Source organism: Microbacterium gorillae, assembly GCF_050990725.1.
GTDB classification, from domain to species: domain Bacteria; phylum Actinomycetota; class Actinomycetes; order Actinomycetales; family Microbacteriaceae; genus Microbacterium; species Microbacterium gorillae_A.
Genome location: NZ_CP158844.1, coordinates 2,652,522 through 2,663,282, shown reverse-complemented (window position 1 = coordinate 2,663,282; position 10,761 = coordinate 2,652,522). Strand labels below are relative to the sequence as shown.

Below are 10,761 nucleotides of genomic sequence, written 5' to 3'. Positions count from 1 at the left end.
AATTTCAGCCCTCACGGGGCTTTACCGTTCGTTCGTTTGCCCCCGTCGGCAGCAGGGCAAACGTTCGTGCTGGACGGGAAAAGGTCGAAATGACCCCAGAACAGGGGTCATGTTTCGCGCCGCACAGGTTGCCGCGCTGGCACCGCAGTGATGCGTGATTGGCAGTTCACCGCGCGAGATGGGCCATTGCGCTCTCCAACGCCATAGCGCGCATCTCCGGCGTGCCGCTGAGCTCGAGGACGGTGCCGGATCCCATCACGTCCCCTCTGTTCGACAGCGAGGAGATAGGCCAGGAAGTCAAGGGGCCGCGCTCGAGGATGGTCAGCTCACCGGCAGGGGTGGCCAGGATCCGATCGGCCGCGACTCGCAACTGCGTCGCGAACATCCGCGCACTGGCATGGTCGTCGTCCTGCGCGACCAGATCGAACACGTCGCCGCCGACCGCGGCCTCCGGATGGTGGAGGGCGAAGTCTGAGATCAGGGTGCTCTTGCCGCTGGCGTGGGTACCGGAGACGACGATCAGCATGTGCGGAGTCTACGCATCACCGTTCCGGCCGGCTTGCGCGATCCGTGCGCTCTGCTTCGAGCTCATCTCGCAGGACCTGATTCTCGTCCTCCAGATCGAGGACGCGGCCGATGCCGGCGAGGTTCATGCCCTCGTCACGCAGCCGGCTCACGCGGCGGAGGCGCGCAATGTCGTCGTCGCTGTATCGGCGGGTCCCGCCGTCGCTGCGCGCGGGGGTGAGGATGCCGTGGCGTTCGAACAGCCGCAGGCTCGCCTCGTTCATGTCGACGAGTTGAGCGGCGACCGCGATGCCGTACACCGGGGTCGTGCCATCACGACCGGTCATTGTTCCTCCCGGTTGAAATTTTTGCGGATCTGATCTATAAAAAATCTACATCATCCGATGCAGATAACCTGCATCGATACCACAGCCCAGTCGGGCCGCAAGAAAGGAGAACAACAATGGCACTCACCTTCGACACCCTCAGTCAGCTGGATCGGCTCGCGGCCAGCGTGCTCGAGTCTCCCCGCGGACCGCGGCGCATGCCCGTGGATCTGTACCGCGATGGCGATCGCTACATCCTCCATGCGGATCTACCCGGAATGGATCCGGGATCGATCGACGTGGATGTCGATGGCGGTCAGCTCTCGATCCGGGCTCAGCGCACGATGGGATCGCCGGAAGGCGTCCGCTGGTTTTCGCGAGAGCGAGATGCGGGGTCCTTCCTCCGCCAGTTCGCGCTCGGGGACGGAGTCGATCTCGACGGGATCAGCGCGTCCTACGACAACGGTGTGCTGTCGGTGATCATCCCGGTCAGCGAGCGCGCTCGAGCTCGCCGCATCACGGTTCAGGGTCCGCGACAGCGTCCGGAGATCAGCGCGGCCGTCGGCGCAGAGGAGGGATGATCATGGTCCCGTTCGCGATCGATCGCTTCCTGCGAGACATGGAGTACCCGGCGACGAAGGACGATCTTCTGCGTGAGGCTGCCCGCGAGGCGCTCGCCGAACGGGATCGAGAGCTGATCCGGAGCCTGCCGAATCGTACCTACAGCGCCGGTTGGCAGGTGCGCCGTGCACTGGCATCACGCACGATCGGTGTTCCGCGCGAACCCGTGCTGGTGTGACGCCGAAACGAGACGGAGCCCGGGGCCGTCCCCGGGCTCCGTCTCGCGCTCAGCAGTCGCAGCTGAGCGCACCCCGCGGAGCCGTCAGCGGGTCGATGGCTGATGCCAGCGCGCCTCGATCGTCCTCGGCCGGATATCCCTCGCGCACCCAGTACTCATAGCCGCCGATCATCTCGCGCACCTGGTAGCCCAGCTTCGCGAACTCGAGGGCGGCACGGGTCGAGCCGTTGCAGCCGGGACCCCAGCAGTAGACGACGACCGGAACGTCGAGGGGGATCTCGGTCTGCGCCCGGGCGGCGATCTGCGCCGTGGGTAGGTGGACGGCACCGGTGATGCGGCCCTGGGCCCACGCCTGGTCGCCCCGCGAGTCGACGAGGACGAACGTGGTGCCGGTCTGCTGGTCGGCGCGGACATCGGACGGGTCCGTCTCGAACGCGAGCTTGCCTGCGAAGTGAGCGACGAGAACGTCCTGGGATACAGCGGTTGTGGTCATGCCGCCCACGCTATTCGCGCGCCAGAGCCGAATCCAGGCCCGAATCACGGTAGATCGCGGGATGCAACGGGATTTTCGTGGCAATCTGCTGTCATGGCCGTTGCTTCCCCTTTTGAGCCCGACAACGTCGATACGGCGATCCTCGTCGCCCTCCAGGAGAACGGGCGGCTGAGCGTTGCCGACCTCTCACGACGCATCATGATGAGCCACAGCGCCACCGCCGAACGGCTCCGCCGTCTGGAGGAGAGCGGGGTCATCACCGGCTATGCCGCCACCGTCGACCCCGAGCGGCTCGGGTACTCGATCCTCGCCTACCTCCGGTTGCGGTACCCGAGCAGTGTCTATGAGCCGCTGCACTCCCTGCTCGCCGAGATCCCCGAGGTGGTCGAGGCGCATCACGTCACCGGTGATGACTGCTTCATCATGAAGGTCCTCGCCACGAACATGAAGCACCTGGAGCAGATCAGCGGACGGATCGGGACCCTGGGGAACGTGACGACGAGCGTGGCCTACTCGTCCCCGCTGCCCACACGGCCGGTGTTGCCGCCGCGGTGAGAGACGTCACCGGCTGGTCACCTCGTGCAGGGTGACGCCTTGGCGCTGATGACATATGGTGCCGCCATGGCATCGATTCTCCTGCCCGGCCACGTGGTGCGTTTCGTCCCGCCCGGAAGCGAGGCATCGGCACCGGAAGTGCTTCCCGTCGTCCGACCGCTCGGCGGCCCCGCTCGCGTGACTCTTGCGGTGCTGCTGGTGATCGCCGCACTCGTCGCGGGCGGCGCGATCTTCCTGCTGTGGACCGAGCCCACTCCCGGAGCGTGGTTCTCACTCCTGTTCACGGTGATGATCACGGGACTGGTGGCCGCGCTGGTGCTCGCGTACATCGGTGCCGTGCGGGACGGGCGTGCCCGTGCCGAGGCGCGCGATCTGTGGTCGACTGCGCCGAAGCGCGCGGTGGAGCACGCACGAGTGATCTCGCGGGACGTGTCCACACAGGAGGACGGACAGGTCGGATCGTTCGAGGTGACTGTGCTCCTGGACGAAGGCACCGAGCTGCGGGGCCGTTGGAGCAGGCCGAAGGCGAGCAGTCGAGCGATCCTGCAGTCACAGGTTCCGGGGATCGGGCAGCCCGTCCGGGTATGGCGGATGGCCGCCGGCATTGGTGACGGCGTCCACGTCATCGACGTTGTGGATCCCTCGGCGATCGAGCAACCACGCTGACCGGGCTATCGCCGCGTGGTGCGGACAGGCTGAAAGCTGGGGATTGGGATCGGCTTCGTCGCCCGGCTGCGCTCGGCCGATGTCGGCTCAGCAGGTTCGCTGTGTGCGGGAGGGGACGGACGAGGCAGGTCGGGCTGAGGGTGCGGGGGGTTCATGACTGCACCCTAGGCAGGTCTACCCAGGGGCGCATACCGGCTTGCGGGAAACGACTTCGCGAGGTACACCCGCGCGTGTAGCGCGGTCCCGGCGCCGGACGGGGCCGGCGCCGGGAGCGATCATCGAATGATCGTCGTCTCCACCAGTCGAGCGTCGGCGGAAGTGACGGTGTGGACGGGGCCGGTCAGCTCGATCGTGGTCTGCGTCTCGTCGCCCGCGACGGAGGCGCCCGCCCAGAGGCGCACCCGCCCCGGCTCCACGATGCGGGCACCATCCCGTCCGGTGAACGCGAGGCGCGTCGTGGGAACGAGGAACCTCACGCGCACCGACTCACCCACGCCGAGCGAGACACGTGCGTACCCGAGGAGCTGAGCGCGCGGACGGACGACGGATCCGATCACATCGTGTCCGTAGAGCTGCACCACCTCCACACCAGGACGATCGCCCGTGTTCGTCACCGTCACCTCCACCGGGAACGATCCGGACGTGGGAACCTGACTCGGCGCCACGAGACCCTCGCGGGCGAACGTCGTGTAGCTCAGTCCGAACCCGAACGGTCGCACCGGCGTGCTGTCGGCGCTGGTGACCTCCGACGGACCCGCGAGCGGAGCATGCAGATACGAGAACGGCTGCGCCCCGGCGGACCGCGGCAGGGAGACCGGAAGACGCCCCGACGGGTTCGTCCGCCCGGAGAGGACACTCGCGATCGCCGTGCCGCCCTCTTCGCCGGGGAAGAACGCCTGCACCACCGCGGCCGGGGCGCCCGGCTCATCCAGCGCCCACGAGAGGTCATACGGACGACCCGTCACGAGGACGAGCACGACCGGCACACCCGTCGCCGCCACCCGTTCCACGAGCTCCCGCTGCACTCCCGGCAGGTCCAGGCTCTCGACGTCGTTGCCCTCACCGACGGTTCCCCGCCCGAACAGGCCCGCGCGGTCGCCCATCACGAGGATCGCGACATCCGCGCTCGCGGCCGTCGTCACGGCCTCATCGAACCCGCTCCGGTCTTCGCCTTCGACGTCGCAGCCTCGCGCCGAGACGATCTCGGTGCTGGTGAACTCGGCCGCCAGCGCCGTGGCGACGGTCGGGATGTCGATGCCGAGCGGCACGTCGGGGTGGTGTGCCAGCACGTGATTCGCGAACGAGTAGCAGCCCATGAGCGCGGCGTCGGAATCCGCGTTCGGACCGATCACCGCGATGCGGCGCGGCTGCTGCAGCGGGAGGACGCCGTCGTTGGCGAGCAGGATGAGCGAGCTCTCCGCCAGCTCGCGGGCGATCCCGCGGGCCGCCGACGAATCCAGATCGATGGAGCTCGGGGGAGCGGTATCGTCCGGATCGAGAAGTCCGAGTCGCTCCTTCTGGGTCAGCACGCGTGCGAGAGCGACATCCACGAGTTCGGCTGGCACGCGACCGTCCGCCACCGCCGCGGCCAGCGGCTCGGCGAAGGCATCGCCGGTGGGGAGCTCCACGTCGATTCCGGCGGCAAGCGCGAGGGCGGCGGCCTCCGCGCGGTCGCCGGCCACCGCGTGCATGCTCTGCAGGAAGGCGACGGCGAAGTAGTCGGAGACCACCACACCCTCGAATCCCCACTGGTCCCGCAACAGGTCGGTGAGCAGCTCGCGGGAGGCTGCCACGGGAATCCCGTCGATGTCGGTGTACGAGTTCATCACCGAGCGCGCACCACCGTCGCGTACCGCCATCTCGAACGGCGGAAGGAAGACGTCGGCGATCTCTCTCGCCCCCGCGTGCACCGGCGCGTGGTTGCGCCCCGCCTGTGACGCCGAGTACCCGACGAAGTGCTTGAGCGTGGCATCGACCCCGGCGGACTGCAGCCCGCGCACATAGGCCGTGGCCGTCGTCCCGACGACATAGGGATCCTCGGAGATGCACTCGTCCACCCGACCCCATCGGGGATCGCGCACCACGTCGAGCACTGGAGCGAGAGCCTGGTGCACACCGAGCTCCCGCATCGTCTCGCCGATGTTCGCGGCCATGCGCTCGACGAGCTCGGGGTCGAAGGTCGCACCCCACGCGAGCGGGGTGGGGAAGGTGGCGGCGCGCCATGCGGCCAGGCCGGTCAGCGCCTCCTCGTGCACGATCGCCCCGATTCCGTGACCGGACGCGCGACGCAGTCGCTGCTGTTCCGTCCACAGCCACTGGGCGCGCTCGACGGCGTCCACCGGCCGAGTGCCGTAGACCCGCGTGAGGTGACCGATGCCGTTCGCGCTGGCCTCCTCGTAGCGCGTCGACGACGCCATTTCGTTGGCGAGCGGTGCGACGATCTCGTCGCCCTGATCCACCCAGAAGCCCACGAGCTGGGCGAGCTTCTGGTCCGGGGTCATCCGCGCGATCAGGTCGGCGACGCGAGCGGAGAGGTTCGTCGAAACAGCGGCGGGAACAACGGGCACGGGGGTCAACCTTTCACTGCGCCGGTGAGCCCGCCGACGATGCGTCGCTCGAACAGGCTGAAGAACACCAGTGCGGGGATCATGGACAGCGACGTGAAGGCGAGCACCTTGGCCGTGTCGACGGAGTACTGGGAGGAGAAGGCCTGGACACCGAGGGGCAGCGTGAATGTCGCCTCGTTGTTCAGGATGAACAGCGGGAGCAGATAGCTGTTCCAGCTGCCAATGAAGGCGAGGATGCTCACCGTGATCACACCGGGAACCGACAGTGGCAGCACCATGCGCCAGAAGAAGCCGAGGCGGGAGCATCCGTCGATGAAAGCGGCCTCCTCGATCTCGTCGGGGATCGCCTGCAGGAACGGCACCAGGATGATGATCGTGGTCGGAAGCGCGAACGCGATCTGCGGGAGGATCACACCGGCGAGCGAGTTCATCAGACCGAGGTCGCGGATCACGATGTAGAGCGGCGTGATGGCGACGGTGATGGGGAACATCAGTCCGGCGGCGAACAGCGCGTACAGCACACCCCGGCCGCGGAAGCGGTACCGCGCGAGGACGTAGCTGGCCATCAAGCCGAGGACCACCACACCGGCTGCGGTCGCTCCGGCAGCGATGAGCGAGTTGCCCACCTGCTGCCAGAACTGTCCGCCGGTGAGGACCGTGATGTAGTTCTCCAGGTTCCACGGTGCGGGCCAACCCGAAGGGTCGACGGTGATCTGGGCGTTGCTTCGGAAGCCGCCCACGATGATGTACAGCACCGGGGCGAGCATCACGGCGATGACGATCAGCGCGATGAAGTAGACCACGGGGCTGCCCCAGGGCAGCGGTGCCTTCGCGCGTCCGCGTCGGGGACGGGTGGTGATCAGGGCGGTGGCGGTGGCGGCGCTCAACGGTTCTTTCCTTCGGTGATGGCGCCCGCGGTGTCGCGACGCAGAACGTAGCGCTGGTAGACGAGCGCGACGATCAGGGAGATAACGAAGATCACGACGGCGACGGCGTTGCCGTAGCCGTAGTTGCCGGCGTTGCGGCCGTTCGTCACCATGTAGGTCGCCATGGTGGACGTGCCCGCCGTGGAGGCCACGTACTGGCCCCAGATGATGTACACGAGGTCGAACAGCTGGAGCGCTCCGATGATGGACAGGAACGCCCAGATGCGCAGCGTTGGCGCGAGCAGCGGGAGCGTGATGCGCAGGTGCGTCTGCCAGTATCCGGCTCCGTCCAGAGAGGCGGCCTCGTAGAGCTCCTCCGGAATGCCCTGGAGACCCGCGAGGAACAGGATCACCGCGAACCCGACGTACTTCCAGACCAGGATCCCCATGAGGGTCCAGATGGCGATCGAGGGGTCCGAGATCCAGTCCTGGGTCAGTCCTCCCAGACCGATGCTCTCCAGCAGGCCGTTGATGGCGCCGTTGGTCTGCAGCATGAGACCGAAGCCGGTGCCGACCACCACCTCGGCGATCACGTAGGGGACGAAGATCAGCACGCGGATGATCGACTGCCCCCGCATCCGACGGTTCAGCAGCAGCGCGAGCAGGACGGCGATCGGCCCCTGCAGCACCAGGGAGGCGAGCACGACGAACCCGTTGTGGCCGAGTGCCTCCAGGAACGGCGGGTCGGTGAGGATCGTGATGTAGTTCTGCAGCCCCACGAAGTCAGTGGGTGCGCCATAGCCCTGCCACCGGAAGAAGCCGTAGTACGCGGCCATCAGCACGGGGAAGATGACGAAACCGAGGAACATCACCAGGGCGGGGCCCACGAGGATCGCGATCTCGAGGGTGCGGGTCCAGTTCGCACCTCGCGGTGCTCGGCGCTGCCGAAGCGGGGACGGCGTGCCGCCGTCCCCGCTCAGCTGCGCGAGATCCGCTTCGGCGGCGATCCGAGGGGTCTCGCTGACGGACATGTCCGATCAGCCCTTCTTCGCGGCGCTGGCGACCGACTCGATCATCTGGTCGGGCGAGCTCTTGCCCGCGAGCAGGTCCACCACGGCGACGTTGAGCGCGTTGCCCACGTTCTGGCCGAGCACGGTGTCCAGCCACTGCGTGACGAACGGGGCCTCGTTGTACGCGGCGAGAACGGCCTTCAAGTAGTCCTCGGACACGGCCTCCTGCGCCACAGTGTTCACGGGAGGGGCGTTGAACGCGGCGTAATAGGCCTTCTGCTGCTCGGCGCTCGCGATGAAGTTGAGGAAGTCCGCGCACTCCTTCGGCGCCTTGGCCGAGCAGGAGTATCCGTCGACGCCACCCATCATCGAACCGGGCTCGCCGGCACCGCCGTCGATCTCGGGGAACGGGAACCAGGCGAGGTCCGGCAGCGGCTTCTCGTCCGGGGTGAGCGAGGCGATCACGCCCGGGTCCCAGGCGCCCATCAACTCCATGGCGGCCTGGTGGTTGGCGACCAGTCCCGCCGAGCTACCCGCCCCCTGCTGCGCCGAGGTGGTGAGGAATCCGTCGTTGAAGGGCTCGGTGGCCGCGAAGTCACTGAGGTCCTGGGCGGCCTTCAGCCAGCACTCGTCACTGAAGTCCTTGGAGTCGCCGGTGGCCTCGATCGTCTTCGGGCTGCACTCGCGCAGCGCGAAGTTGTAGTACCAGTGCGCCGCCGGCCACGCGTCCTTGCCGCCCAGCGCGATCGGCGCGACCCCGGTGGCCTTCAGCTTGTCGACCGCCTGCTCCAGCTCGTCGATCGTCTTCGGGTCGGCGGAGATCCCCGCCTGCGTGAAGAGGTCGCTGCTGTACCAGAATCCGCTCGGCAGCACCGCAAGTGGCATCGCCCAGACCTTGTCCTGGTACGTCTCCGCCTTGAACGACCCCTCGGAGATCTCCGACTTCACGCTGTCGCTGATCTTGTCGGTGAGGTCCATGAGCTGGTTGGCGTTGACCATCGCGGCCATCTTGCCGCCGCCGCGCTGCAGGAAGATGTCCGGGGCGTCGCCGGCGTTGAGCGCCGTCTGCAGCTTGCCGTCCATGTCCTCGTTCTGCACGGACTGCATGGTGATCTTCACGGTGGGGTTCGCCTTCTCGAAGGCCGCGATGGCGTCCTTCCAGAACTGCTGGCCGGCGCCGGTGGTCGAGTTCTGCCAGAGGGTCATCTCGACGTTGCCGCCGGCGGCGTTGTCCGTCCCTCCGCCGCTGCAGGCGCTGAGGCTGAGCGCCCCGGCGAGCAACAGTGCGGCGGGCGCCAGGAGTTTCTTCGCATTCATGTGGTTGTTTCCTCCTCGTTGAGTTGTGCCTCGACTGCGAGGCCCGCTCCGGTCGGTGCATTCGGAACGCACTCAGTCTGCGAAGGCTCTACAACGTCGTCAAACGTTTTCAATAACCTTTTCGAAGGGCGTACGCTCGGGGGATGGCACGACGAGCAACCATCCACGACGTCGCGGCGGCTGCCGGGGTCTCCGTAGCCACGGTGTCCAAGGCGGTCAACGGGCGCTACGGCGTCGCCAGCGCGACGGTGGCCCGCGTGCTCGACGCGGTGGAGGCGCTGGGATACGAGTCGAGCCTCGTCGCCAGCAGCATGCGCTCGCGCCGCACGGGGGTGATCGGTGTGCTCGTGGCCGACTTCGAACCCTTCAGCGCGGAGGTGTTGAAAGGCGTGGGAACGGCGCTGGCGGACTACCGCTACGAACTGCTCGCCTACAGCGGACTGAGCGAGCAGGGATGGGAGCGCCGGTCATTGAGCCGCCTCAGCGGCACCCTGATCGACGCCGCAATCATGGTGACGCCGACCGTGGTGGGAGTCACCGCGGACGTTCCGATCGTGGCGGTCGATCCGCACACGGGTCGTGCCGATCTGCCCGCCGTGGAGTCGGACAGCTTCACCGGAGCGTTCGAGGCGGTGTCCTCGCTGATCAGCCTGGGGCATCGTCGCATCGGCTTCCTCGCCGGTCGGCCCGACCTGCGCTCGTCGGCGATGCGGGAGGCGGGGTATCGGCGCGCGCTGAGCCATGCCGGCATCGACTACCTCCCGCGACTGAGCGCGGTAGGCATGTATGACGCCGACACGGTGCGATCGGTGGCGCGTCCGCTGCTGCTGCAGCCCGAGCCGCCCACCGCGGTGTTCGCGGCGAACGACCTGTCGGCGCTCGCGCTCATCGAGGTCGCGACGGAGCTGGGGCTCAACGTTCCTGGCGACCTGTCGGTGGTGGGTTTCGACGATGTTCCCGAGGCATCCCACGGCTCTGCGCTGCCGCTGAGCACGGTGCGGCAGCCGATCCAACGGCTCGGTGCCGAGGCCGCCCGCATGCTGGTCTCGTTGATGGCGGGGGAGACCCTGGAGCGCACGCACCTCATTCTTCCGACGAAGTTCATCCCTCGGGCCACCACGGCGCCTCCCCGGTGAGGCGGCCCGGCGGTCGGGCGACCGCCGGGCCCGCTCGTCACCCGCGCAGCTGCGCCAGGGTGCGTGCGGTGCTGAGTGCTGCCGTCGCCGCTTCGGCGCCCTTGTCCTCCTGGGAACCGGGCAGTCCCGCACGATCGAGGCCCTGCTGTTCGTCGTCCAGGGTGAGCACGCCGAAGCCCACGGGACGGCCGGCGTCTAACGCCACCCGCGTGAGCCCGTCGGTGGCGGCGGCGGAGACGAATTCGAAGTGCGGTGTGCCGCCGCGGATGATCACGCCCAGCGCGATGACCGCGTCGGCACCGCCCGCGAACGCTGCCTGCGCCGCAACCGGCAGCTCGAAGCTGCCGGGCACGCGCACGAGTGACCAGTCTGCGCCCGCACCGTCGAGCACGCGCGCTGCTCCGGCGATCAGACCCTCGGAGATCGTGGTGTGCCAGCTCCCCGCAATGACGACGACGCGCAGACCTGCGCCGTCCACCTCCAGTTCGGGTCCGGTACCGCTCATGCCGCGTGTCCTTTCAG

At 67.9% G+C, this 10,761-nt stretch carries 13 protein-coding genes; 5 read left to right on the top strand and 8 right to left on the bottom strand.

Annotation, left to right across the window (positions count from 1 at the left end):
• Positions 1-166 precede the first annotated feature (166 nt).
• Positions 167-526, bottom strand: a complete 360-nt coding sequence (locus tag ABTV68_RS12355; RefSeq protein WP_433673985.1) for a hypothetical protein — start codon at positions 524-526, stop codon at positions 167-169.
• Between the two features lie 16 nt (positions 527-542).
• Positions 543-851, bottom strand: a complete 309-nt coding sequence (locus ABTV68_RS12350; protein ID WP_433673984.1) for a MerR family transcriptional regulator — start codon at positions 849-851, stop codon at positions 543-545.
• A gap of 116 nt (positions 852-967) precedes the next feature.
• Between ABTV68_RS12350 and ABTV68_RS12345 the strand changes: the two genes are divergently transcribed.
• Both ABTV68_RS12345 and ABTV68_RS12340 read left to right on the top strand, forming a co-directional pair.
• On the top strand, positions 968-1,411 hold the full coding sequence (locus tag ABTV68_RS12345; protein WP_433673983.1) for an Hsp20/alpha crystallin family protein: 444 nt from the start codon (positions 968-970) through the stop codon (positions 1,409-1,411).
• Positions 1,408-1,629, top strand: a complete 222-nt coding sequence (locus tag ABTV68_RS12340; protein WP_433673982.1) for a DUF2795 domain-containing protein — start codon at positions 1,408-1,410, stop codon at positions 1,627-1,629. The genes ABTV68_RS12345 and ABTV68_RS12340 overlap by 4 nt, the downstream gene beginning before the upstream one ends.
• A 49-nt stretch (positions 1,630-1,678) precedes the next feature.
• On the opposite strand, the gene ABTV68_RS12335 is transcribed toward ABTV68_RS12340, so the two are convergent.
• Positions 1,679-2,122: a rhodanese-like domain-containing protein gene (locus tag ABTV68_RS12335; protein WP_433673981.1), complete on the bottom strand. Its 444-nt coding sequence runs from the start codon at positions 2,120-2,122 to the stop codon at positions 1,679-1,681.
• Positions 2,123-2,215: 93 nt separating this feature from the next.
• Here ABTV68_RS12335 and ABTV68_RS12330 point away from each other — a divergent pair, with 93 nt between their 5' ends.
• Both ABTV68_RS12330 and ABTV68_RS12325 read left to right on the top strand, forming a co-directional pair.
• Positions 2,216-2,677, top strand: a complete 462-nt coding sequence (locus ABTV68_RS12330; protein ID WP_433673980.1) for an Lrp/AsnC family transcriptional regulator — start codon at positions 2,216-2,218, stop codon at positions 2,675-2,677.
• A 66-nt stretch (positions 2,678-2,743) separates the two neighbouring features.
• On the top strand, positions 2,744-3,343 hold the full coding sequence (locus tag ABTV68_RS12325) for a hypothetical protein (protein WP_433673979.1): 600 nt from the start codon (positions 2,744-2,746) through the stop codon (positions 3,341-3,343).
• Between the two features lie 275 nt (positions 3,344-3,618).
• On the opposite strand, the gene ABTV68_RS12320 is transcribed toward ABTV68_RS12325, so the two are convergent.
• The 4 genes from ABTV68_RS12320 to ABTV68_RS12305 all read right to left on the bottom strand — a co-directional run bounded on the left by ABTV68_RS12320 (position 3,619) and on the right by ABTV68_RS12305 (position 9,103).
• Positions 3,619-5,844, bottom strand: coding sequence for a glycoside hydrolase family 3 N-terminal domain-containing protein (locus tag ABTV68_RS12320; protein ID WP_433677602.1), 2,226 nt, complete (start codon positions 5,842-5,844; stop codon positions 3,619-3,621).
• A 71-nt stretch (positions 5,845-5,915) separates the two neighbouring features.
• Positions 5,916-6,797 carry a carbohydrate ABC transporter permease gene (locus ABTV68_RS12315; protein WP_433673978.1) on the bottom strand — a complete coding sequence of 294 codons (882 nt, stop codon included), beginning with the start codon at positions 6,795-6,797 and terminating at the stop codon, positions 5,916-5,918.
• Entirely contained in the window at positions 6,794-7,807 is a 1,014-nt protein-coding gene (locus ABTV68_RS12310) for a carbohydrate ABC transporter permease (RefSeq protein ID WP_433673977.1), read from the bottom strand. The genes ABTV68_RS12315 and ABTV68_RS12310 overlap by 4 nt, the downstream gene beginning before the upstream one ends.
• Positions 7,808-7,813: 6 nt before the next feature.
• A complete protein-coding gene (locus ABTV68_RS12305; protein WP_433673976.1) occupies positions 7,814-9,103 on the bottom strand; it encodes an ABC transporter substrate-binding protein in 1,290 nt (429 codons plus the stop codon).
• A 143-nt stretch (positions 9,104-9,246) separates the two neighbouring features.
• On the opposite strand from ABTV68_RS12305, the gene ABTV68_RS12300 reads away from it, so the two are divergent.
• A complete protein-coding gene (locus ABTV68_RS12300; RefSeq protein WP_433673975.1) occupies positions 9,247-10,239 on the top strand; it encodes a LacI family DNA-binding transcriptional regulator in 993 nt (330 codons plus the stop codon).
• A gap of 37 nt (positions 10,240-10,276) precedes the next feature.
• On the opposite strand, the gene ribH is transcribed toward ABTV68_RS12300, so the two are convergent.
• Entirely contained in the window at positions 10,277-10,744 is a 468-nt protein-coding gene (gene ribH / locus ABTV68_RS12295; protein ID WP_433673974.1) for a 6,7-dimethyl-8-ribityllumazine synthase, read from the bottom strand.
• Positions 10,745-10,761: the final 17 nt, after the last annotated feature.

What these genes read in the sequence shown, in the direction of transcription:
- ABTV68_RS12355 (WP_433673985.1), bottom strand. Translation starts at nt 526, where the DNA reads ATGCTGATCGTCGTCTCCGGTACCCACGCCAGCGGCAAGAGCACCCTG.
- ABTV68_RS12350 (WP_433673984.1), bottom strand. Translation starts at nt 851, where the DNA reads ATGACCGGTCGTGATGGCACGACCCCGGTGTACGGCATCGCGGTCGCC.
- ABTV68_RS12345 (WP_433673983.1), top strand. Translation starts at nt 968, where the DNA reads ATGGCACTCACCTTCGACACCCTCAGTCAGCTGGATCGGCTCGCGGCC.
- ABTV68_RS12340 (WP_433673982.1), top strand. Translation starts at nt 1,408, where the DNA reads ATGATCATGGTCCCGTTCGCGATCGATCGCTTCCTGCGAGACATGGAG.
- ABTV68_RS12335 (WP_433673981.1), bottom strand. Translation starts at nt 2,122, where the DNA reads ATGACCACAACCGCTGTATCCCAGGACGTTCTCGTCGCTCACTTCGCA.
- ABTV68_RS12330 (WP_433673980.1), top strand. Translation starts at nt 2,216, where the DNA reads ATGGCCGTTGCTTCCCCTTTTGAGCCCGACAACGTCGATACGGCGATC.
- ABTV68_RS12325 (WP_433673979.1), top strand. Translation starts at nt 2,744, where the DNA reads ATGGCATCGATTCTCCTGCCCGGCCACGTGGTGCGTTTCGTCCCGCCC.
- ABTV68_RS12320 (WP_433677602.1), bottom strand. Translation starts at nt 5,844, where the DNA reads ATGACCCCGGACCAGAAGCTCGCCCAGCTCGTGGGCTTCTGGGTGGAT.
- ABTV68_RS12310 (WP_433673977.1), bottom strand. Translation starts at nt 7,807, where the DNA reads ATGTCCGTCAGCGAGACCCCTCGGATCGCCGCCGAAGCGGATCTCGCG.
- ABTV68_RS12305 (WP_433673976.1), bottom strand. Translation starts at nt 9,103, where the DNA reads ATGAATGCGAAGAAACTCCTGGCGCCCGCCGCACTGTTGCTCGCCGGG.
- ABTV68_RS12300 (WP_433673975.1), top strand. Translation starts at nt 9,247, where the DNA reads ATGGCACGACGAGCAACCATCCACGACGTCGCGGCGGCTGCCGGGGTC.
- ribH (WP_433673974.1), bottom strand. Translation starts at nt 10,744, where the DNA reads ATGAGCGGTACCGGACCCGAACTGGAGGTGGACGGCGCAGGTCTGCGC.